This window comes from Bacillus haynesii, from assembly GCF_014042035.1.
GTDB lineage: Bacteria > Bacillota > Bacilli > Bacillales > Bacillaceae > Bacillus > Bacillus haynesii.
In genome coordinates, this window is the sequence record NZ_CP059494.1 from 906,812 (window position 1) to 928,552 (window position 21,741).

14 protein-coding genes are annotated in these 21,741 nt (G+C 46.4%); 4 read left to right on the forward strand and 10 right to left on the reverse strand.

Annotated features, from left to right (window positions below; genetic code table 11):
• The first annotated feature begins 18 nt into the window (after positions 1–18).
• Positions 19–1,116: a GerAB/ArcD/ProY family transporter gene (locus tag H2R00_RS04630; RefSeq protein WP_182070555.1), complete on the forward strand. Its 1,098-nt coding sequence runs from the start codon at positions 19–21 to the stop codon at positions 1,114–1,116.
• A gap of 4 nt (positions 1,117–1,120) precedes the next feature.
• Here the strand turns inward: H2R00_RS04630 and H2R00_RS04635 are convergent, their stop codons facing one another.
• Entirely contained in the window at positions 1,121–2,578 is a 1,458-nt protein-coding gene (locus H2R00_RS04635; RefSeq protein ID WP_244958314.1) for an MDR family MFS transporter, read from the reverse strand.
• Positions 2,579–2,779: 201 nt separating this feature from the next.
• On the opposite strand from H2R00_RS04635, the gene H2R00_RS04640 reads away from it, so the two are divergent.
• Positions 2,780–3,256 (forward strand): MarR family winged helix-turn-helix transcriptional regulator, encoded by a 477-nt coding sequence (locus H2R00_RS04640; protein WP_154999806.1) that lies wholly within the window; start codon positions 2,780–2,782, stop codon positions 3,254–3,256.
• Positions 3,257–3,296: 40 nt separating this feature from the next.
• Here the strand turns inward: H2R00_RS04640 and H2R00_RS04645 are convergent, their stop codons facing one another.
• The 3 genes from H2R00_RS04645 to ppsA form a co-directional block, all read right to left on the reverse strand.
• On the reverse strand, positions 3,297–5,336 hold the full coding sequence (locus H2R00_RS04645) for a molybdopterin-containing oxidoreductase family protein (protein ID WP_182070557.1): 2,040 nt from the start codon (positions 5,334–5,336) through the stop codon (positions 3,297–3,299).
• Positions 5,337–5,484: 148 nt separating this feature from the next.
• Complete coding sequence (locus tag H2R00_RS04650) at positions 5,485–6,909, reverse strand: MDR family MFS transporter (RefSeq protein ID WP_182070558.1); 1,425 nt, start codon at positions 6,907–6,909, stop codon at positions 5,485–5,487.
• Positions 6,910–7,392: 483 nt separating this feature from the next.
• Positions 7,393–9,987 (reverse strand): phosphoenolpyruvate synthase, encoded by a 2,595-nt coding sequence (ppsA, locus tag H2R00_RS04655; RefSeq protein ID WP_182070559.1) that lies wholly within the window; start codon positions 9,985–9,987, stop codon positions 7,393–7,395.
• A 387-nt stretch (positions 9,988–10,374) separates the two neighbouring features.
• Here ppsA and H2R00_RS04660 point away from each other — a divergent pair, with 387 nt between their 5' ends.
• A complete protein-coding gene (locus H2R00_RS04660) occupies positions 10,375–11,091 on the forward strand; it encodes a 3-ketoacyl-ACP reductase (RefSeq protein WP_154999811.1) in 717 nt (238 codons plus the stop codon).
• 46 nt (positions 11,092–11,137) lie between these two features.
• On the opposite strand, the gene H2R00_RS04665 is transcribed toward H2R00_RS04660, so the two are convergent.
• The 5 genes from H2R00_RS04665 to H2R00_RS04685 all read right to left on the reverse strand — a co-directional run bounded on the left by H2R00_RS04665 (position 11,138) and on the right by H2R00_RS04685 (position 18,320).
• The gene (locus H2R00_RS04665) at positions 11,138–12,352 is read right to left on the reverse strand and encodes a cytochrome P450 (RefSeq protein WP_182070560.1); all 1,215 of its coding nucleotides are present in this window, start codon (positions 12,350–12,352) and stop codon (positions 11,138–11,140) included.
• A gap of 237 nt (positions 12,353–12,589) precedes the next feature.
• Positions 12,590–14,413, reverse strand: a complete 1,824-nt coding sequence (locus tag H2R00_RS04670) for an ABC transporter ATP-binding protein (RefSeq protein WP_154999813.1) — start codon at positions 14,411–14,413, stop codon at positions 12,590–12,592.
• Entirely contained in the window at positions 14,410–16,137 is a 1,728-nt protein-coding gene (locus H2R00_RS04675) for an ABC transporter ATP-binding protein (protein ID WP_182070561.1), read from the reverse strand. Before H2R00_RS04675 ends, H2R00_RS04670 begins: the two co-directional genes overlap by 4 nt.
• Complete coding sequence (locus H2R00_RS04680; protein WP_154999815.1) at positions 16,134–16,607, reverse strand: MarR family winged helix-turn-helix transcriptional regulator; 474 nt, start codon at positions 16,605–16,607, stop codon at positions 16,134–16,136. The genes H2R00_RS04675 and H2R00_RS04680 overlap by 4 nt, the downstream gene beginning before the upstream one ends.
• A 138-nt stretch (positions 16,608–16,745) precedes the next feature.
• Positions 16,746–18,320 (reverse strand): alkaline phosphatase family protein, encoded by a 1,575-nt coding sequence (locus H2R00_RS04685; RefSeq protein ID WP_182070562.1) that lies wholly within the window; start codon positions 18,318–18,320, stop codon positions 16,746–16,748.
• 130 nt (positions 18,321–18,450) lie between these two features.
• Between H2R00_RS04685 and H2R00_RS04690 the strand changes: the two genes are divergently transcribed.
• A complete protein-coding gene (locus H2R00_RS04690) occupies positions 18,451–20,373 on the forward strand; it encodes a di-heme oxidoredictase family protein (RefSeq protein WP_182070563.1) in 1,923 nt (640 codons plus the stop codon).
• Positions 20,374–20,711: 338 nt separating this feature from the next.
• On the opposite strand, the gene gltC is transcribed toward H2R00_RS04690, so the two are convergent.
• Positions 20,712–21,614 carry a glutamate biosynthesis transcriptional regulator GltC gene (gene gltC / locus H2R00_RS04695; RefSeq protein ID WP_154996760.1) on the reverse strand — a complete coding sequence of 301 codons (903 nt, stop codon included), beginning with the start codon at positions 21,612–21,614 and terminating at the stop codon, positions 20,712–20,714.
• Positions 21,615–21,741 lie beyond the last annotated feature (127 nt).

The window sequence follows — 21,741 nt, forward strand, 5'->3', positions numbered from 1 at the left end:
AAGGCGGAGAAACGCGCAATGATCCGTTCCGAAGATAAAATCACGAATTCTCAGGCAATCGTTGTCTTAGTCAGTTATATTATGGCGGCCGGGATTCTCATCCTGCCAAGAACCGCTGTAGAGGAAGCAGGCACGCCGGATGTATGGATTTCCGTCCTTTTAGGCGGACTTGTCACAACGGCAGCCGGAGTGGTTATGACAAAATTAAGCCAGGATTATCCCGGGCAAACATTTTTTCAATATGGGAAAGACATTGTCGGAAAGTGGCTCAGTATTGTGATCAGCCTGCTTTTCATTGAGCATTTTGTAGCGATTGCGGCTTTTGAAGCCAGAATCATGGCAGAAGTCATCACCTTTTTTTTGCTGCAGCAAACACCGATTTGGGCGATCGTCATGTCGATGATGTGGGTCGGATTTTATTCGATAAAAGACGGAATGGGGTCGCTTGCCCGTTTGTTTGAAATCATCTTTCCGATTACAATCCTTTTCTTTTTAACCGTGGTTTTTATGAGCTTTGGCATATTTGAACTGGATAACCTGCGGCCTGTCCTTGGGAAAGGCATCATGCCGGCATTAAAGGGGACAAAAGCGACAACGCTTTCGTTTATCAGCGCAGAAGTGATGGTGTTCCTTTTGGCGTTTATGAAAAAGCCGAAAGATGGTGTCAAAGTCGTTGTCATGGGAATCGGCATTGCGATGCTCTTTTATTTAACAACGGTCGTATTCGTGATCGGAGGGCTGTCAGTTGACGGGGTGACCGCGATGACATGGCCGTCGCTCGACCTGATCCGCAGTTTTGAAATGCCCGGTTTGATATTTGAACGTTTTGAATCGCTGCTCCTTGTCATCTGGATTATGCAGCTGTTTGCGACTTTTTCCGTCTCATTTTACGCTGCATCCCTGGGGCTTTCGCAAATTTTCAAGAAAAAGAGCAGACCGATCATGTTCGGCCTGCTTCCGGTGATGTATTTGCTCGCGATGACGCCCAAAAATGTCGAAGATGTATTTTCTCTCGGCGACATGATCGGCTATATTGCGGCCGTTTTATTCGGCATTGTGCCGATTCCACTTTTATTGATTTCAAAAATGAGAAAAAAGAAACCTTTGCAAAGCTAGATATTCAGCCCGCTTTGTTCACTTGCTTATTTGCTCTCGCTTTCACCCTGTCGTTCGGCATGAAAAACACCAGCAAAAAGGCGGCCGCTGCGGGGAAAATCGCCCAAGTAAACGTATGAACAATCGAATTTGACAGCGCATCTGTAATGCGATTTAAAACATCCGGCGGTATGGATGCCCGGGCACTTGATAAAATCTGGTTGGCATCATTCGGTGAAACGGGATTTGAAGCGCCGGTGTTTTTAAACATATTTTCCATCTGTTCTGAAAAGTGGTTTTTTTGAATCATCCCGAACATACTGGCGCCGATCGTCATGCCGAGAGAGCGCATAAAGTTGCTCGTAGAAGTCGCTGAGCCGCGCTGCTCCGGACCGAAATGATGGATAGCTGCCATGCTTAATACAGAGAAAGAAAAACCGACTCCCAAGCCGACGACGATCATATAAATGGTTAATAATAAACGCGGAGTGTCCATGTTAAGCGTGCTTAATAAAGAAAATCCGCTGACGAGAACCAGTCCGGAGATAAGCATAATGTTCCGATAGCTCATTTTTGTCGTTAAAAATCCGCCAAGCTGGGCTGATACGACAGAGCCGAGCATCATCGGCAAAAGAACCAGTCCGGAGTTTGTCGCCGAATCTCCGTAAACACCTTGAACAAAGATCGGAATCTGGATGGTCGCCGAAATAAAAGTCCCTCCGTAAAATAAGGCGACAAGCGTGCTGCCAGCAAACAACCGGTTTTTAAACATATGAAACGAAATGATCGGTTCACTGGCCTTGCGTTCGATCATGAGGAAGCAAACCAATAAGACGGCTGCACTTCCGAAAAGGGTAAGGATGACATTCGAATCCCAGGCGTATTTCTCGCCGCCAAGCTCCAACGCAAACATGAGGCATACGACCGCCCCTATGAGTGTGATCGCCCCGAGCCAATCAATGCGATGCTTTTCATGCTGTTTCGTCTCTTTGTAAAATAGAAGAATGAAAACAAAAGAAACCATACCGAGCGGCAGATTCATATAAAAAATCCAGTGCCAGCTGATGTAGTCAGTGACATAGGCGCCGATGAGCGGTCCGAAAATGCTTGAGAGGCCAAAGACTGCGCCGAAAAGTCCTGTGATCTTGCCGCGCTTTTCCAGCGGGAAAATGTCAAAGATGATCGTAAAAGCAATCGGAATAAGCGCCCCTCCGCCAATTCCCTGGATCGCGCGGTAAATGCTGAGCTGCTCAATGGTTGTAGCCGTTCCGCACAATGCTGATCCCGCCATGAAAACGATGCTGCCAAAGAGAAAAAAACGTTTTCTGCCATACATATCCGACAGCTTGCCGAATATCGGCATACCGGCCATTTCAGCGACCATAAAGGCAGATACAACCCAGACAAAGCTGTCGAGTCCGCCTAGATCGCCGACGATTGTTCCCATTGCCGTGACAACGATGGTATTGTCCATCGAGGCCATCAGAATGGCAAGCAAAAGTCCTGCTACAACAAATCCTAATTTTTGATTTTGAGTTTGTGACAAATCAATCTATTCTCCTTTAAATAAATTCGTTCTAAAGCAGCGTTTGGCATAGACGCTTCATCCTGTTATGATTATTTATATCAGGAAATAAATATCTTAGCTGCTAAGACATAATGATTTTATAGAAGGGTGTTACCAATGTCAAGAACAAATCATATTGAAGGAGAAGGGCTGGTCAACGAGCTGATACAGCAGTTGAGATTTCACAGCACCGCAACCATTTTTCTGCACCAGGCGATCGGAGAGAAAATCGGACTGAACGGAACGGATCATAAATGCCTTGAGATCATCTCGCGGGAAGGTAAAGTAACAGCGGGGGAGCTTGCCGCAAAAAGCGGACTGACAACGGGAGCGATCACAGGAGTGATCGACCGTCTTGAGAAAGCGGGCTATGTCAGACGCACCAGGGATTCGTCTGACAGAAGGCGTCTTCTAGTCGAACTGATCCCGGAAAATCTGGAGAAGATCTCCTATATATTTCAAGACTTGGCGCAAGAATCTGCCGGATTTTTAAGTCGATATTCAGAGGAAGAACTGCAAACCATTATCAAGTTTTTGAAAAACAGCACGGCGTTTGCCGCCGATTATGCCAAAACTTTAAAGAAGACAAAGTGAAAAAAGACCGGTTTTGTTACAACCGGTCTTTTGTACACGTTCATATTTTTTCAATTTGAACTCTTCCAGAAAAGAAAGTTGCACCACCGCCCATATCAGCTAAACGATCGGGCGTCAGCGCATTGACGAGATAATGTTTCCCTTCTGCATCCGCCCATAACCCTTGGCTGACAGCCACGCCCGGAAGGACGTTTTCTCCGACGGCAGCGGGCAGGATGCATGATCCGCGGTCATTCCAAACTTTCACCAAATCTCCATTTTCGATGCCTTTTTCTTCGGCATCCTTTATATTTAAGTGAAGTTTCGGCTCCTTTTCTAATTTGATATGCTTTTCATTGTTTGAAAAGGTCGAATTTAAAAAATTGTGATTCGGTCCGGGCACAAATAAAAATGGATACTCGTCTGTTTCAACAAGCGGGGTATGAGTCGGCAGACCCGGATAGCCGTGCTGCTCCATCATTTTTGAATACAATTCAATTTTTCCGCTAGGCGTTGGCAGTTTATCAGGAAAAATCGTTTTCCGATTTGCTTTGACAAAATGCTTTTCAGTCAGGCTGTCGTAGTCAATGCCATCGAGCCACGGATTATCAGGGTAGTCAAGCGCCTGTCTGATCATCTCTTCGTCGGAATCTTTCAGCGGCTCATCATTAAAACCCATCGCCTCAGCCAAAAGCCTGAATACTTCTGTATTTGACTTGCTCTCACCGTATTTCTCAATAACAGGCTGCTGAATTTGTGCATAATGGTGCCAATATGATGTATAGAAATCCGTATTTTCGAAAGCGGAAGAAGCCGGAAGAACGATATCGGCATAACGTGCCGTTTCCGTCAGGAATAAATCGTGAACAACCGTGAATAAATCTTCGCGCTCAAGCCCTTTTCTGACTTTGTTTGCCTCAGGCGCGACAACGGCCGGATTGCTGCTGTACACAAACAGCGAACGGATCGGAGGTTCGGTTTCTAAGAGAGCTTTGCCGAGCTGATTCATGTTGATGACTCTCGGCGTTCTGCCTTTTAATAAATCGGGGCGCTGCAAAGCTTTTGTATTATAGGCCAAAAATGCCGTGTTGCCTTTGATCGCTCCGCCTCCTTTTTTCGTCCATTGGCCCGTGATCGCGGGCAGGCACGCGATGGTGCGAACGATCATTCCTCCATTATCATGATGCTGAAGACCGTTGCCGATCCGGATCAGTGAAGGGGAGGTGCGGCCGTACAGGCGGGCGAGCTCGATGATATCATTCCGGGATACGCCGGTGACCGCCTCTACTGTGGCGGGGTCGTATTGCCGCACATGGCGGCGCAGTTCTTCATGGCCGACTGTAAATTCTTTCAGAAATGATTCATCAGCCAAATTTTCCTCGAATAAGACATTCATGATGCCAAGCGCAAGCGCGCTGTCCGTGCCGGGGCGAATCGGAATAAACCAGTCTGCCATCCGGCCGGTCTGATTTTTATGAACGTCGATCACAACGATTTTTGCACCGTTTTTACGGGCTTTTTGAGCAATGGTTATTTGATGCATGTTGGTTGAGACCGCATTGATCCCCCAAAAGATAAACAGTTTTGTCTCCGTTGTATCTTCAGGGTCGGTGCCAATGCTTCCGCCCATCGTGTATTTATAGCCGACAGAACCGGCGGGGGTGCAAATCGCCCGGTCAAGCTGACTCGATCCGAGGCGGTGGAAAAAGCGCCTGTCCATCCCTTCAGCCGTCAAGTTCCCCATATTGCCGTAAAAGCTGTAGGGCAGAATGCTTTCGGGCCCTTCCTGTTCAATGAGCGACTGCCAGCGGGTGCGAATCGTTTCAATCGCTTCATCCCAGCTGATCGGTTCAAATATCCCGTCTCCTTTTGGACCCGTCCGTTTCAGCGGGGTTTCCAGCCGTTTGGGGTCATAAATACGCTCCGTCATATTGCGGACTTTATTGCAAATATTGCCCTGTGTGACCGGATGGTCCGGGTCGCCCTGTATTTTAACGATTTTTCCGTCTTTTTTATGAACGAGCAGCCCGCATTGATCCGGGCAGTCGAGCGAACATACGGATTTGAAAATCCCGTCTTTTTGATCAACATATGACTCCATGGAATCCGTTCCTTTCCGATAAAATGAATATGATTCTAGCATTATATCACAAAATCTCGTCAATTCTGAAAATAAGAGCCGGAAGAATCGCGGCAGAAAAAACGATAAAAAAGGATGCCCCTAGAAAGGACATCCTTTAAGTTTCTGTTTATTCTTGATCAAAATCAGGCGCGACCGCTTTTTTAATAAATAAAGCGGTAAAGAAAGCGATACAGCATAAAGCGAGCGCAAACCAGTAGGCATGGTGAACACCGTGAGTCATCGCTTCATGCACGACTTGTTTGCTGACGGCTTCTTGCCCGGCAAGATAGCTTTTCTGACCCTGGCTCATGATGCTGACGAACACCGAAACACCGAGTGCGCCTGCAACAGGCTGAAGTGTATTGGAAATTGCCGTTCCGTGAGGATATAAATGCTTCGGCAATTCGTTTAATGCATTCGTCTGCGCAGGCATCATGATAGCTGAGATGGACAGCATCAAGATGATGTACACAATAATGAACGCCCAAACCGGCACCGAAGGATTGATCCTGCTGAAGAAAAACATCACGCCGACGAGAACGATCGTACCCGGAATGATGAGTTTTCTCGGCCCGAACTTATCGAATAAAGCGCCCATGGCCGGTGACATGAGCCCGTTTAGCAAGGCCCCAGGCAAAAGCAAAAGACCTGCTGCTTTTGCTGAAAAGCCAAGCGGTCCTTGCAAATACATCGGCATCACAATTTCGGAAGCGAACATCGCCATAATGACAATTACAAAAAGGCAGACCCCGCGCGTGTAATTTTTATAGGCGAACACACGCACATCCAGCAATGGTTCTTCAAGCTTCAACTGACGAAGCACGAACAACACGATACTGATCAGGCTGATGATGATCACACCGATGATCAGAGGGGACTGAAATCCTTCCGGAGCCTCCCCGGCACTGCTGAATCCGTATACGATTCCGCCGATCCCGATGGTTGAGAGAATGATCGATAAAAAATCAGCCCGCGGGCGCGTCACTTCTCCGACATTTTGCAAATACTTCATCGCAAACAGAATTGAAAATACTGCAAAAGGAATGACGATGATAAACAGCCAGCGCCAGCCGAGGATGTCAACAATAACACCCGAAAGAGTAGGTCCGATCGCCGGAGCGAACATGATGACCAGCCCGAACGTCCCCATGATTTTCCCGCGGACTTCAGGCCGATAAATCAGCAAGAGGGCGTTCATAATAATGGGGATCAAGAGCCCCGTACCGACTGCCTGAATCATGCGCCCCGTCAAGAGCATCGGAAAATTCACTGCACAAGCGGCGATGACGGTTCCCACTAAAAAGGTCGACATAACACCGATAAACATTTGTCTTGTCGTGAACCATTGAATCAGTAAAGCGGAAATAGGCATTAAAACACCCATGACAAGCATAAATCCGGTTGCCAGCCATTGAACAGTCGGGGCATCAACGTGAAAGACTTCCATCAGCTCTGTTAATGCTATGTTCAACAGCGTTTCGTTTAATATTGCAAAAAATGCACCAATCATGAAGGTGACTAATATTGCTTTTGAATTAAACTTTTTCTCCATATCAAACCTCCTGTAATACAATTTACCCAAAAACATGACGACAAATTATATGTAGGACTCCCGAATATCCGGGGTCCTAATTTGCTTCTCTCGTTTTTCATCTTATATAATAACGTGTCTCCACCGCCGTTCATCGTTTTTCTTCATGATTGGCAACTATATGAGTATACTCGGTTTCACCCATATTTACAATAAAATTGTCAGGTTCATCTTTTGAAGTTAACGTATGGATGATTATGAAATGGCAGGGAAGTGCCGTGAGAAAAGGCGGGGAGGGGAGGGAAGGGGATTGATGATCCTTTCGGTCAAGTCATTTCGTTATTATAGGTATATATCCCCTGTTTCGCCGGCGGGTGTTCTGACTGAAAAGAATCATGCCCGAATCCTTTCCCTGATGGATAAAAAGGTAAGAACTCTCCAAATCTGAGGAGTTCTTTTAATGCATCATAGACTCCCGTATTTCTTTATGGGCAGCGGACAGCATTACAATATTTCGATATACCCTTCTGTGCCATGCACGCGAATTTGTTGTCCGTCTTTTATCAGCCCAGTAGCATTCTCCACTCCGACAACTGCCGGCAGGCCATATTCGCGTGCGATAACTGCTCCGTGGGTCATCAGTCCGCCAACTTCGGTGACCAGGCCTTTTATGGATACAAATAATGGTGTCCAGCCAGGGTCGGTAAAGGAGGTGACTAATATATCTCCATCTTCCAGATTGGCATTTTCCATGTTTAAAATAACACGCGCTCTTCCTTCTATCACTCCGGAAGAAACAGGTAGACCTACAATCGCATTAGCCGGCAAATTTTCTCGTTTGTACTCACCTGTAATGATTTCACCATCAGACGTAATAACACGTGGCGGAGTTAGTTTTTCATATAGTTTGTACTCGTCTTTTCGTATGCTGATGATCTGGTCATCTATTTTTTTTGTGCGTGCGGCTTCGTGAAGTTCTTCAAAAGTGAGGTAGTATATATCTTCTTTTTCATGAATAACGCCCGCTTGTACGAGTTGTTCGGCTTCTTTCAGCAAAGCCTGCTTATAAACGAAGTAGCGACTGACTATGCCGTATTTTGGATATTCCCGGTAGCCGATGAAATTCCGGATGAGGCCGATCATTCGTTTTGTTTCTTTGGCTTTTTGTTCACCATCCGGTAATAGTTTCAATCGCTCTATTAACTCTTGTTCTTTTTCCAAAGCAACACGCCGCCCTTGCTCAAACTTTCGATTGCCGGCATTGGGCTCAAAGTTCTTGATGTTTTTAAGAATCACGGGAACAAGTGTCATTGGTTTTTCACTCCAACGAGTTCTTGTAATATCGATTTCTCCGGTACATCGCATTCCGTATTTGCTGAGAAAATCATAGATAGCGTCTCGGGTTTCCCTTCCTCCATCAAACTTAACTATTTCATCCAGAAAGTTATCTTCTTTTGCATGCTCCAAATAATCAATCACTTCTGGGTAAGGGCGAATCACATCCGCGACATCCATTAGCGCCAGACCCATTTCCGAAGTAATATTGTTGGGTACAGATAGAGAAAGAGTATCTGCTGCATTTTTTTCACCTAACCACTCGTTCATGTTTTCATTGATCCATGATGTAGCATTTATAGCAGCCATAAATACTGCCGTACTTTGCGGGTCAAATAAGATTTTCTTTAATTGCTGGATATCTTCCAGAATAAAATCAAACAAATCCAATCCCGATTTTGCTTGGATGTTTTGTTTTAACTCTTCTATCGATGTTTGACTGCGCTTAATCAAATCAGAAACGATTGTCGGATCGTTCTCGAATTGTGCCAGGATATCCGTATTCCTTCTGTCCGGAATCGGTGCTGTTTGATCATTTGGTAACAATTTTATAAAATCTCGCTTTATTACGGTCATGAGTGCGCCTTTTATGAGCGGATCGGATCCGAGGCTATTTAATAAAGTTTCGCGGCCGACACGTGTAGTCAGCCTAGGTGCAACATCAACAAACAACCTCCCACCGGCCTTACGCATAGGTGCAGGAGTAATTAACAGGTAAAAAGACAATCCCAATGGTTTTATGGGATCAGTCATCATTTGTTGATGACCAACAGATAGATAGACGTGATTTTCTTGATCATTCGCTTCAGGGATCGGGTATAAAGTCGTGATCGGCCGGCTCTGGACAATATAAAATGTATCATCAGCCAAACACCATTCAATATCTTGCGGCTGGCCGAAATGAGTTTCGATCTGTCTTCCGATGCGTTCCAGTTGTAAAATTTGCCCGTCAGTGAGTGTTTGAGACATCTGCTGATCAGGATCGATCTGCTTTGTCTCTGTTCCGCCTTGTTTTCGCCCATAGATCGCCAATTTCTTGGCTTCTATTCTCTTATCGATTATTTGCCCGTTTTGCACTTTATAACAATCGGCAGAGACCAAGCCGGAGACCAGTGCTTCCCCAAGTCCAAAACCGGCATCGATTGAAAGCAGTTTTCGGTTGGAAGTGATCGGATCAGCGGTAAATAAAATCCCTGAAGCCTGCGGGAAAACCATTCTTTGAATGATAACGGATGAATAAACTTGACGATGGTCAAATCCATTTTGCATGCGGTAGATGACCGCGCGCTCCGTGAACAGGGAAGCCCAACATTTGCTGATATGCTGCAAGATTGCTTCTTTTCCGATGATATTTAAATAGGTGTCTTGTTGACCGGCAAAAGAGGCATATGGTAAATCTTCAGCAGTCGCACTAGATCGTACGGCATAAGCATGTTCATCGCTAAACCGGGAGAGATAGCGAGTCACTTCTTTCACAACATTGGAAGGAATTTCGACTTCCATAATGGTATGTCGAATCTTCCTGCTGATTTCACCAATTTGATCTCGATCCTCAACTTTAAGCATTGCCAGTTGATCCAACAAGGCTTGGAACGTTTCGTTTTGTTTGATGGCTTTTTGAAATCCTGCTGTTGTGACACAAAATCCTTCTGGTACTTGTATTCCTTGAATTTTTGCTAATTCTCCTAAATTTAACCCTTTTCCCCCGACAAGCAAAAGCTGTGTTTTTTCCATTTCGTGAAAACCGAGAACCAAATGACTCATTCTGCATCTCTCCTTCGAAAAAAATTTGACAAGAGCTTTTCGATATGGTAGACTTAAAATGTAAGATGGGATATCTATGGCATTTAAATCAAAACATACGTGATCTGATTATATCATCGCGTCTGTTTTTGTGCAATATTAAAAGATCCTGGTAAAACCATCCAGGTTCTTTTTTCATTTCCTCATGCGAGCAGAGAATCCCTCGATGTTGGCTGTAACAAGCTGCACAATTCGAATATTACGAGGGGCGATTTAATTCCGTACGGTTTGCGGATGGTGCCAGCTGCGCCGGCCAGTCATTCTTCGCAAGTCGTAATATTTGCAAAAGCGTATTTTATTTTCCTATAATTTAAAATGTGTGATACATAGAGAAAGGAAGTTTTTCATATGCAATCTTTACAAAACAAAACCGCTCTGATTACAGGAGGGGGTAGAGGGATCGGCCGCGCAACAGCGATTGCCCTTGCAAAAGAAGGCGTACATATCGGCCTGATCGGCCGTACAGCTGCAAATCTTGAAAAAGCGGCAGAGGAATTGAAGGCGTTCGGAGTAAAAGTATCTGTAGCCGCAGCTGACGTAAAGGATTTATCAGCTGTAGAACGTGCAGTCCAATCCGTAAAAGAAGAGCTTGGACAAATTGACATTCTCATTAACAATGCCGGGATCGGCGGGTTTGCAGGATTTCTTGAGCAATCTCCTGAAGAGTGGGAAAATATTATCCAGGTTAATCTGATGGGGGTTTACAATGTAACACGCGCCGTCCTTCCTGAAATGATCGAAAGAAAAGCCGGCGATATTATTAATATTTCTTCTACAGCAGGCCAAAGGGGAGCAGCCGGCACAAGCGCCTACAGCGCGTCTAAGTTCGCTGTACTGGGGCTGACCGAATCGCTGATGCAGGAAGTCAGAAAGCACAATATCCGCGTGAGCGCCCTTACACCAAGCACGGTTGCGACGGATCTAGCAATCGATTCCAAATTAACAGACGGCAATCCGGAACGCGTCATGCAGCCTGAAGATCTGGCGGAATATATGGTTGCCCAGCTCAAACTGCATCCGCGCATTTTCATTAAATCAGCGGGCATGTGGTCTACAAATCCTTAAACAATAGGGAAAGGACAGGTTTGAAACAGCCTGTCCTTTTTTCGTGCTATTTTTGTGAAAGGCGTACGGGGAGATGGCGGACGCCGAAGACAAACGGACTTTGAATCGCTTCAAGCTCCTCTGAGCTTTCCCTTTCCATGTATGCATGCCGCAGCAAGTAATCGAGTGCGACTTTCGCTTCAAGCCGGGCAAGGGGAGCGCCGAGGCAAAAATGGATGCCGAAGCCGAAGCTCATATGAGGGTTTGATTTACGATCGAGCTTAAAGCTGTCAGGATTGTCAAACTTAAGTTCGTCACGATTCGCTGAAGCGACCCAGTTGATTACCGTGGAACCTTTTTCAATCCGAACGCCTCTGATGTCAATGTCTTCAGCTGCCGTGCGGCCGATCGCTTGCACGGGCGGATAATAACGCAGTGTTTCCTCAACAAAGACAGGAACGAGGGACAGATTTTGTCTTACGGCTTCCTGTACGGCTTTATCTTCAGTGAGATAGCGGACGCTGTTTGCGATCAGATTGGTTGTCGTTTCGTTGCCTGCAACCAAAAGAATGATGCAAAAATGCAGCAGCTCTTCTTCTGTCAGCGACTTGCCGTCAACTTCCGCCTGCAGCAAAAGCGAAATCAGGTCGTCTTTCGGCTCTTTTTTGCGCTGCTTGATAATGTTTTTAAAATAATCCGCTAAAAACCGATTGCCTTCTTCACGTCGTTTGTACATCTGTTCGGCGGCTTCAGCCGAGCGGTCTTCCGCACCTGCGACAAGGATGTCTGAATAATGTTTAAACATGAGGCGGTCTTCAGACGGAACGCCTAAAAGTTCAGCAATGATAATGACGGGAAGAGGAGCAGCCAAGTCATCCACCACATCAAACAAATCTTTCTGTTTCGCTTCGTTAAATAAAAAAGCCGTCACTTCTTCGATATGCGGCTCAAGCTCTTTCACCGCTTTCGGCGTAAAAGCTTTATTAATGATGGCCCTCATTTTTGTGTGCCTCGGCGGGTCCATTGTTAATATACTTTTTCCTTCCATATTACCGCCGCGTTTTGAAGAGAAAAGCTTCGGGTTTTTTAACACGAATTGAACGTCTTCATACGAAAAGATATCCCAGCATTTTCGCTCATCATCGTAACGCACAGGAGACGTCTTTCTGATCCGGTTATAAATCGGGAACGGAAACAGCCGGTCATTACTGGAGCTGATTTCTTTCATCGGAATCCAATTGGCATAGTGCTTGCTTGATTGAAGTGAATTTGAATTTGCCACAGTCAACTCTCTCCTTTAAATGAATCGTAGATACATGATGAACCGGTTCAATCTTTACGTTATCACTATTTTTATAACGGTTTCAACGGACACATAATGAAAAAATTGTCAATTGGCCGAAAGTATCGGATCTAAAAAAGGAAAAAAGGCGAGGTATGCTGAAAAACTGCGGGAACATCAGCTCAGAGATGGATGAAAAAAATGAGGCCGCACCTGATCAGGTACGGCCTCAATCTTTTAGCTGACGGCTTCTTCCCGGGAGAACTGGCTGTTATACAAATCGGCGTAAAATCCGTTCTCGCGGAGAAGCTCTTCATGGCTGCCTTTTTCAATAATATTTCCGTTTTTCATCACAAGAATCAGGTCGGCATCTTTAATGGTAGAAAGGCGGTGGGCGATGACAAAGCTTGTACGGTTAGCCATCAGTTTGCTCATCGCTTTTTGAATATTCATTTCCGTCCGGGTGTCGACACTGCTTGTCGCTTCATCCAATATTAAAATCTTCGGATCAGCTAAAATGGCTCTCGCGATCGTCAAGAGCTGCCGTTGCCCTTGCGAGATGTTTTGGGCATCTTCGCCCAGTACCGTATCATAGCCGTCCGGCAAGGTGCGGATAAAATCGTCGGCATAGGCGGCTTTTGCCGCTCTGATGATGTCTTCATCTGTCGCGCCTTCACGCCCGTAAGCGATGTTTTCGCGGATGGTGCCGTTGAACAGCCATGTGTCCTGCAAAACCATCGCAAACATGCTTCTTGCCTGTTCGCGCGACAGCTCGCTGATATCTGTGCCGCCGACCTTGATGCTGCCTTTGTTTAATTCATAAAACCGCATCAGCAAATTGATGATCGTCGTTTTTCCTGCGCCGGTCGGTCCGACGATCGCAATCGTCTGCCCTTCTTTGGCATGGAGGCTTAAATCGCGGATGACCGGAACGTTTTCATCATAACCGAAGGCGACACGTTCAAACGATACATCGCCTTTTAATATGCCGGTATCGATGGAAGCCGGCGTCTCCTCAGTTTCCTCTTCTTCGTCTAAAAGACTGAACACCCTTTCGGCGGATGCGATTGCCGATTGGATTGTATTCGCAATTCCGGCAGCTTGAACGAGCGGCTGGGAAAATTGCTGCGTGTATTGGATAAAAGCCTGCACGCCTCCGATCAAAAGGGTGCCGTTAAGAACAAAAATACCGCCGGTAATGCTGACAAACACATAGCCGAGGTTGCCGATGAATGTCATCATCGGCATCATCAGACCGGAAATAAACTGCGCTTTCCAGCCTGACTGGTAAAGACGCTCATTCACTTCATCGAATTGCTGAATCGCTTTTTCTTCATGCCCGAATGCCTTTACTTCCTGATGTCCTGTAAACATCTCTTCAACATGTCCGTTGATGTCGCCGAGTTCTTTTTGCTGCGCGCCGAAGTGTTTCTGCGAAAATGAGGCTATAAACCGGACAGCGAGCATGCTGAGCGGAACCGTGATGAAGACGACGAGCGTCAGCACAGGGCTGATCAGGAGCATCATGACGATGATTCCGACTATCGTAATGACGGATGTAATCATTTGCGTCAGCGCCTGCTGCAATGACGTATTGATATTGTCAATATCATTGACGGCGCGGCTGAGCGTGTCGCCGTGTGAATGCTTGTCATAATATTTTAAAGGGAGCCGTGTCAGCTTTTCATTCACTTCCTGGCGCATTTCGTATATCGTTTTCTGGGCTACGCCGGCCATCAGGTAATGCTGCAAGAACGTAAAGAGAGCAGAAAGCAGATACAGCCCTGCCAGGATCATCGTAATCCGGCCGAGAAAACCGAATTGAACACCGGTGCCTTCTGTAAAGCTTGCGAAAAGGGAAGAGGTCGCATCCCCGAGAAGTTTTGGACTAATGACATTAAACAACGTCGCAAATATTGCAGCAAAAACAACGAGCACCAGCTGGAAGGTCCGCGGTTTTAAATAGCGGGCCAATCTCAAGAGGGTCTTTTTAAATTCTTTCGGCTTTGTCTTATGCATTCCTTTGGGTATAGAGCCGTGATGCTTTTGTTGTTGGCTCATGCGCTTTCCTCCTCAGCCTGCTGTGATGCCACGATTTCCTGGTAAATGCTGTTTTCAGCAAGCAATTGTTGATGGGTGCCGATGCCGGCTATTTTTCCTTCATTTAATACGATGATTTGATCTGCATCCGTAATCGTGCTCACCCTTTGGGCAACGATGATGACAGCGGCATCAGCGGTTGTTTTCTTCAGGGCTTTTCTCAGCTTTTGATCCGTTTTGTAATCAAGCGCCGAAAAGCTGTCGTCAAATAAATAAATTTCCGGTTTTCTGACTAATGCCCGGGCGATGGAAAGCCGCTGTTTCTGGCCGCCTGAAAGATTGGCTCCGGCCTGCTCGATATCTGATTCAATTCCGTTTTCCTTGCCTTCCACAAATTCGGCAGCCTGTGCCGTTTCAAGTGCTTCCAAAATTTCTTCATCTGTTGCATCTTCTTTACCAAATCGGATATTGTCCTTAATCGTCCCGCTGAATATTGAAGCTTTTTGCGGGACATAGCCGATTTTCGCGCGAAGTTCCTTTTGCGCCATCTTTCTGACATCTGTTCCGTTGACAAGCACTGTCCCTTTTTCAATATCGAAAAATCTCGGGATCAATTGAAGAATCGTTGTTTTTCCCGCTCCTGTGCTACCGATGATCGCAGTCGTTTCACCCGGCTTTGCTTTGAACGTGATATCTTCGAGAACGGGCTTTTCGGCTCCGGCATAACGAAAAGTCACATTCTGAAATTCAACATAACCGCGCAAGCCGCTGTCTTTCTGCGGCTCTTTCGGATCGGTAATCGAAGGCAATGTTAACAGCACTTCGTTAATGCGGTCGGCAGATGCCTGAGCCCTTGGGATCATCACGAATGTCATCGCAAGCATGATCAGCGCGATTAAAATCATGGATGCATATTGAAGGAAAGCCATTAAGTTCCCGACCTGCATGCTGCCTTGATCGATGCGAATGCCTCCGAACCAGATAATCGCGATGTTCGTGAAATTCATCATAATCATCATGACAGGGAATAGAAAAGCCATGATTCTGTTGACAGCGATGCCTGTATCGCGAAATTCTTCGTTCGCCTTTTGAAACCGGGCTTTTTCTTGATCAACGCGGTTAAACGCGCGAATGACGCGAACGCCCGTTAAACCTTCCCTGAGAACAAGGTTGAGACGATCCGTCTTTTTTTGAAGGACGCCGAATAAGGGGACAGCTTTTCTTGTAATGAGAAAAATCAGCCCCGCAAGTATCGGGAGAGCGGCCAGAAATATAATCGACAGCTTGGCATCTCTGGAAACGGCAAGCACAATACCGCCGACCAGCATTAACGGCGCTCTCGTCATCAACGAAAGCATCATGTTGAGCACATCTTGGACTTGCTTGACATCATTTGTGGTACGGGTAATGAGAGAAGCAGAACCGATTTTTCCGAATTCATCCATTGAATAGTGTTCAACTTTGACAAACAGCTTGCGCCTGATATCTCTTCCAAAGCCGAGGGCTGTTTTCGAAGCGAAAAACGCTTTTCCGACAGTCATATTAATAGCCAGAAGGGAGCAGGCGATCATCCAGCCGCCGGTTCTCATAATGAATGACATGTCGCCGTTCACGATTCCGACATCAACGACATCAGCCATTAACGTCGGCAAATAAAGCTCAAGCACACTGCTCAGCAAAGTGAAAACAGCGACAAGAATCACTTGCAGCTTATAGGGCTTTAAATATTTTAAGAGTGAGATCATTTTTCAACCTTCTTTTCACTTGTTTTTTCTCCGTGTTCGATAAACTCGGATAACTTATAAATCAAATCGGCGAACTGCCTGCTTTCATCCTCGCCCAGAAATCGAGTGAGCTGCAAGAACCATCGGTTCAGCCCTTTAAGCGCATCGTCCGCCGCTTTTTTTCCTTCATCGGTTAGAAAAATCCGGACGATCCGCCTGTCATCCTCATCCATGCGCCGCGAAACGAGTCCTTTTTTCTCCATTCTGTTCAACAGCTGCGTGACGAAGGGGGAGGTGACATGCAGAGCGCGGCTGATTTCAGATGCCATTTTTCCTTCACCGTTTGCTTCATTTAAAAACATCAGCGCTTTTGCCTCAGTCTTTTTCCATTCAACTGAAGGAAAAGACTGTTTCATTTCCGCATACCGCAGCCGGCTGAAAGCTTCGATCAACTGCTCAACGGTCTCGCGGCCGACTTTATCTTGTTTCATAAAAGCACCTGCTTCTCCATTTTAATTAATTAAGTAAATAAACTAAAACACGATATTATCATACATAGAACAATAAAAGAATGTCAAAGAAGAAACTTAGGAAAAAGAAAAAACCCGATCATTGATGACATGACCGGGTCATTGTACGAGCTTCATAAAAAAATCCTTCAATTCAAGGTGGCGAAGATGTGCTGGAACCTCTTCCGAACCGACGATGATCATCGGAGCCAAGCTATCCGTTTTATAAAGTGAGCCATGGCCGCCTCCACCAAAATGGAGGGGAGACTTTTCGCCGGCAAATTGGAATCCGGGTTTCGCATCGGCAATCACAAACCGTCCGCGATGCGAATGCATGGCGCTGTACAGGCGGGCAAGAGCATCCGGGTAATCGCCATACCGGATCGATGTGCCGTCTGCTTTAAGGTCCAATAAAGAAAAATCTCCGCTGATCGTCCATGACTGCCCGTAAGGATCTTGATAACCGCCTTCTGGACGAAACCGCAGCGGTTTTAAGGAACGCTTCGAATCGACGTATATCCAGCCGTCTTTTTTCCATGCTGTGAAAGCGATCCGTTCGTCTTTTTTCAATTCATTGACGGCATCCTGCAGCTGCCTGTTTCGATCCGTTACATAAATGTATGCCATTCTGTCGTTTACCGCAAAAAGAAGCTGGTCTTTTCGATCAGGGCCTTCGTTTATTTTAGCGATCCGGTATCCTTTAAAAAGCGAATGGAGCCGGATGGCTGCCTTGTCTTTATCGCGTCCGATCGATGTCTGCCCACCGTCTCCCATGACGACCCAAACCGCTTTTTCGGCCGCATCACGCCAAGAATCATATGCACTCAATATACGCTGCAACTGCTGGTCCATTTTTTCGAGGCCTTTCATATCCATCGGCCCTTTTTTGTGTGCATCGTGGTCGAAATTGGGCAAGTAGGCGACAGTCAGCGCAGGAAGCTTTTTCTTTTTAATTAAATAGGCCATTTCCTGTGCCGTGAACTTGTCGTTAACCCCATAACCCTGCCAAATATGGTGGTAAGGGTTGTCAGGATCAAGCTGGGCAAAGCGCCCAAACGAAAAAAGAGCCGGCCCGTTTACCGTCATTTGTTCGGACATCAATTTAAGCTTCTTGAGCGGGGGCGGGATGTTTAATTCGCGGCGGTCAGGTCCCCTGTATATGAGCCCGTTGATGGATGCCGACTGTTTTCCTTGCTTTTGCAAATCTTCATGTACCGTTGTCACCTTTCGGTTTAAATGGCGGTGATTGAGAGAATATATCCCGTCTTCGATCGTTTGTTTTATGCCGAGCGCAGCGATTTCTTTTTTATCGCTCCCGTAATTTACAATTCTCTTTTCGCCCTGGTTATACCAGACGAGCCCGGGAACGCGGTGGATATTCGGATAAGTTCCGGTGAGCAACGTGCTGTCAATCGTGACAGACATGGTCGGATACGCGCTCACCACTTCAGGTTCATAATGACCGTTTTCAAGAAAGAATTTCAATGCCGGGGCGCGGCCTTCTTGAATCGCTTTTTTCAAAGGCTGATCCATCAAAGAGTCGATGATGAGGACAATGACCGGTTTTTTGGAGGGTTTGACGGCCTCCGCTTCTTCATCCGAGAGCCCCAATTTTTCATCCCCGGCATTCAGCCATATGATGAATGAAACCAGCGCACATATGAAAATGACAAATACAATGCTTAGCTTTTTCAAAATGGCCTCATTCCTTTAATTCCATCGTATGCATATTCTGGCATGGGGCGCCTGAAGTTATAGCTGGTAATACGTTCTAAATGAATCCCGCCTGTTCTTGGGAAGCCTATTTAATTAGAAAGGGGGGAAAATGATGAAGAAACATAAATGGTTAGCCGCATTTGCTATCATCGCAATTTTAGCCGTTATTGGCTATATCACGGTCAGACACCTTCAACCGGAATATGCATATATGCCTCCTAAAGAAAAAGTTATCTCAAAAGAAAAACGATTTCACGGATACGATCTATGGGGGACATTTACTTCGGACAAGCCCGCGTCCGCAGGGAAGGGGGCTGTAAAGGTTGATGACCGTCTTCTCGACTTGGGACGGGAGACATTTTATAAAGAAACATTCGGTAATGAAATGTTTTTAACAGATATCGTCGGACTGCTTGATGGTCCCATTACAGCTGCCAACATGACAAAAGCCATTGCTGGATTGAAAGGCAAAGGGACGACGAACTTGCGCATCGAATTGGCGGAAACCGTTAAGGTCGGCGGGAAAACCTTTAAAAAAGGCGAGAAGATCGACACCGGCATTGATGTTGCAAAAGGGGCTTATGCACCCCTCGGCATGCCTTTCAAATACGCTGACGGAAAAATCAAAGCCGGCATCAGCTGTGCGGCCTGCCACGCCACAGTCGATCCAAAAACGATGAAGGTGATGGAAGGCGTGACAAACCCAGATTTAAATACAGGACTGATGCTGGCGCTGGCGACGAATTCAGCGGCATATTTTACACATGCCGAAATTGATAACATTAAACAATTTATGAATGATAAAAGCCCTGTGATCACCGCGAGAAACGGCAAAAAAGAACGCCTTCCCGATCCGGACCGCCTCGAAGATGCAGTCGATCGTATCTTCCTGAAGTGGCCGAGAGGTTTTTTCGACTCGACGATCGATATGAAAAGCAATCCCACGCAGATTCCGGATGCCTATACATTGGGCGACCATCCGTACAGCTGGAGCGGTGCGGCAATGGCCGGTCCGTTTAAAGGCTTGACTGTGTTCAGCAATAATGTTCATGCGCAAAATTCGGACAGCCTGTCACAAGCCTCGGCAAGCCGGGCGCTTTTCGGCATGAGCGAAGATGTTTATATCGGGACGATCCTGCAAAGGGCTCCCGCCTCAACATACAGGTATCAGCCGAAAAAAGGGGAAAGTCCGACTGCTTTTTTCAAAAAAGCCGATCCCACTCCCGGAGTGCCGGGCGTCAACCAAATGGTCAAGCCTCCGAGCTTTCCTAACATCACATTGGCGGCGCCCGACGGCGTGCTTGTGAGCTCGTCCGGACGCAAAGTAAATGAAGAAAACAACGCTGTGTCTGCCTGGCAAAATACACTTAGACCGCCTGATCCGCGGCAAAAAACCGACAGCCAAACCGTCAGGCGCGGCAGGCGCGTTTTTGAACAAGCGGGCTGCATATCCTGCCATGCCGGCCGGTATTTGACGAACAACAAGGTCATCTCGGTTGAAAAAGTCGGAACCGAGCCAACAAGAGCGCAGTCTTTTAAGAAAACGGAAAACATTTTTGGGGAAAGCCTCATTCATTCGCCTGACACACCGGTGCCTCTGCCGCGCAAGCCGAAGATTCTGAAAGTCCCGACAGTCGGGTTTGACCCCGAACAGATCAAGCTTTCGTGGGCGCAGGGAGATTCCAAAGGCGGGTACAAAGTGCCGAGTCTGATCGGCGTTTACTGGCGCGCTCCTTATTTGCACGACGGAGGGGTTGCAGTGGGAAGCTCATTAAAAGAGACAGGCATACCAAAGACGATCATGAAAGGCAAGCAGGCGGACCCTTATAACAGCTTGCTGGCGATGATCGACAGAGACTTAAGACAGCAGGTTGTTAAAAGCAATTCAGAATCGCCCGACTTAAAAGCGGTCAGAGTAACTGGCAAAGGGCATGAATTCTGGATCGACGCCAAAAGCGGCTTTTCCGAACAGGAGCAAAAAGCGTTGATTCATTATTTAATCCATGCCGATATGCCGAAAGATAAGGAATAAAATGAAACGAAAAGCCGCCTGACAGGCGGCCTTTTTTAACCCTCGTCACCGCGACGGCGCTTGGACGCGGAATATGATCGCCTTTTCGGTCCTTTGTGACGGAGCCGATAGGGAAGACCCGGCTGATGAAACATACTTTTCGCCTCAGCGATTCAGGACAATCAATTTGAAAATCAACATAAAAAAGGGGATGAACATACATATGTAAGATGCGCTTTTTATAATAGAAGAGACGCGGCCGCAGGTTTAAAGTACAGAAAATTCAGACATTTATCTGTATTTATGATAAAATAAAATCAGCCAAGCTTTTGCGCCCGGCTGGATTCGTTGTAAAACTGCTATTGATATTGCTGAAGGCGAGAAAAAAACTTCTTTACGAACTGATAAAAGACTTTTGCGGAAGGGGAAAGCTCCCTGTTTTTAGGGGTGATGATACCGACCGTGCGCTTTACCTGCGGATAATCAATCGGAATCTTCTTTGTAAAACGTGGAGCCGTTTCATTAAAGGCGCTTTCCGGCAAAAGCGTCACTCCCATATCAGCAGAAACCAGCCCTTTGATCGCATCCAAATCTTCGCCCTCTGAAGAAATTTTAGGCGTATATCCCACTTGCTTGCATGCATCAACAGCCATTTTTCGAAGGATGTATCCGTCTGGAAACAGCACATACTGATCATTTCTGAGATCGCCGAGATGAAGGCTTTTCTGGCCTGATAGCGGATGATTGACCGGCACGAGTGCCAAAAGGCTTTCTGAAAACAAAATGTCTCCTTTAATCTCGGCAATATTTGACGGAACGGGACCGAGAAAAGCCAAATCGATATCCCTGTTTTTCACCGCTTCGATCAAAAATTTATAAGATCCCTGCCTTAAAAGAAAAGCGACATGAGGATGCTCCTCTTTAAAAGCGGAAATGACTGTCGGGAGGAACTGGCCCGCAAGGCTTGTCGGGAAACCGATTTTAACGGTCCCGCGATTCGGGTCCAAATACTCGTCGATTTGTTCCTTCGCGAAATCGATCGCTTTCATCGCCGTTTTAATATGATCTAAAAACTGTCTCCCGATCGGAGTCAGCTTCACATTCCGGCCTTCGCGCTCAAACAAATCAACGCCGAGCTCTTCCTCGAGATTGGCGATCTGCCTGCTGATCGCCGACTGAGCGACATGAAGGTGCATGGCCGCTTCCGATACGTGCTCTCTTTCTGCAACTTCCATAAAGTAATGCAATTGGCGTAATTCCATTGTTGTTTCACCTGCTCATCTCAAAATGAGATAGTTTTAATCTAAATTATATATTGTTTGTATAGATTTGAAAACCTACAATAGGATTAGAGTTTGTAAGATTTTATGACCGGGGACAAACGGGAAA

Bases quoted from the DNA above. Each gene is read 5' to 3' on its own strand.
- H2R00_RS04630 (WP_182070555.1), top strand. From the start codon at position 19: ATGATCCGTTCCGAAGATAAAATCACGAATTCTCAGGCAATCGTTGTC.
- H2R00_RS04650 (WP_182070558.1), bottom strand. From the start codon at position 6,909: ATGGAGAAAAAGTTTAATTCAAAAGCAATATTAGTCACCTTCATGATT.
- H2R00_RS04675 (WP_182070561.1), bottom strand. From the start codon at position 16,137: ATGATCTCACTCTTAAAATATTTAAAGCCCTATAAGCTGCAAGTGATT.
- H2R00_RS04660 (WP_154999811.1), top strand. From the start codon at position 10,375: ATGCAATCTTTACAAAACAAAACCGCTCTGATTACAGGAGGGGGTAGA.
- H2R00_RS04670 (WP_154999813.1), bottom strand. From the start codon at position 14,413: ATGAGCCAACAACAAAAGCATCACGGCTCTATACCCAAAGGAATGCAT.
- H2R00_RS04645 (WP_182070557.1), bottom strand. From the start codon at position 5,336: ATGGAGTCATATGTTGATCAAAAAGACGGGATTTTCAAATCCGTATGT.
- H2R00_RS04680 (WP_154999815.1), bottom strand. From the start codon at position 16,607: ATGAAACAAGATAAAGTCGGCCGCGAGACCGTTGAGCAGTTGATCGAA.
- H2R00_RS04640 (WP_154999806.1), top strand. From the start codon at position 2,780: ATGTCAAGAACAAATCATATTGAAGGAGAAGGGCTGGTCAACGAGCTG.
- H2R00_RS04690 (WP_182070563.1), top strand. From the start codon at position 18,451: ATGATGAAGAAACATAAATGGTTAGCCGCATTTGCTATCATCGCAATT.
- gltC (WP_154996760.1), bottom strand. From the start codon at position 21,614: ATGGAATTACGCCAATTGCATTACTTTATGGAAGTTGCAGAAAGAGAG.
- H2R00_RS04635 (WP_244958314.1), bottom strand. From the start codon at position 2,578: ATGGCCTCGATGGACAATACCATCGTTGTCACGGCAATGGGAACAATC.
- ppsA (WP_182070559.1), bottom strand. From the start codon at position 9,987: ATGAGTCATTTGGTTCTCGGTTTTCACGAAATGGAAAAAACACAGCTT.